The sequence below is a fragment of the Streptomyces sp. HD genome (assembly GCF_028369295.1).
GTDB lineage: Bacteria > Actinomycetota > Actinomycetes > Streptomycetales > Streptomycetaceae > Streptomyces.
The window spans coordinates 1-1,127 of sequence record NZ_JAQMYP010000151.1 but is presented as its reverse complement, the minus strand read 5'-3'; the positions used below and the strand labels follow the sequence as shown (position 1 = coordinate 1,127).

Here is a 1,127-nt window from a genome sequence, read left to right as displayed (position 1 = left end):
GCGAAAGGACCGCACCCGTCCGCGGGTTGAGGTACCGCAGCAGCCCATGGCCCAGCGCGTCACCGCCGGGGGTCGAGCGCACCTGCTCCTTGACGGCCTTGAGGAGGGCTCCGGCTGCCGGACCACCGTTCAGGGCGTCTTGCAGGTCTACGCCGGTGACGTCCAGCCGCACCGGGTGGGTGCTGGTGAACCAGCCGACCGTACGGGACAGATCCGTGCCTGCGAGAGGTTCTCGACCGTGTCCCTCGACGTCCACGAGCACGCCGCCGCTCACGCTTTCCGGACGCCAGCTCGCCACCGCTCCGGCCAGCCCGGCCATCAGCACCTCGTGCACGCCGCAGTGGAAGAGCGCGGGCGCCGTGTTCACCAGGCGGGAGGCTTCCTGCGCCGGGACGGTCCACGAGCGGTGCGTCATGGTCCCGGCCGTGTCGGCCGCAGGGTCCAACTTCCGCTTGCCCAGCGGGACATCGGGGACCTGTGACATCGCCGCCCAGGTGTCGGACTCGGCGATCCGGGTGGGTGAGGTGGCTTGGTCGGTGAGGAGGGTGGCCCACTGTTTGAAGGACGTGGCCACGGGGGCGAGTTCGGGTGTCCGGCCGTCGGCTGCGGCCTCGCAGGCGGACTGGAGATCGGGCAGCAGGACGCGCCAGGACACACCGTCCACGACCAGATGGTGGACGACCAGGACCAGTCGGCCCACACAACCAGGCCCGGCGTCCACCCACACCGCCTGCACCATCACCCCGGCGGACGGGTCCAGCCGCCGCACCGCCTCACGTGCCGCCCGGCCCGCGATCCCGTCCAGATCAGCGGCCTCCGCATCACATGCGTCCACGCGAGTGACCAGCGCATCCGCCTTCACTGAGCCTGGCTCACCGACCACGAGGGTGAACCCCTCGCCCACCCGCGCCCGGAGCATCGCATGCGTGTCCAGCACCGCGCCGAGACCGGCCACCAGCACCTCCGCGCCCAACCCGGACGGCGACCCCACCACCGCCCACTGCGCGAACTCCGGAGCAGCCGCGTGCTCCCCCAACGCCCGCATCACCGGCGTCCACGGCACCACACCCACACCCGCGTCGGCGGCAACACGCACGTCCTGAGCCACACCGACGACCGCCGCAAGT

General features: G+C 71.9%; 1 protein-coding gene. It reads right to left on the bottom strand.

Annotation, left to right across the window (positions count from 1 at the left end; genetic code table 11):
* Positions 1–1,108 (bottom strand): condensation domain-containing protein (locus tag POF73_RS45745; RefSeq protein ID WP_272125468.1); only part of this gene is annotated, 1,108 nt, incomplete at its 3' end.
* Positions 1,109–1,127: the final 19 nt, after the last annotated feature.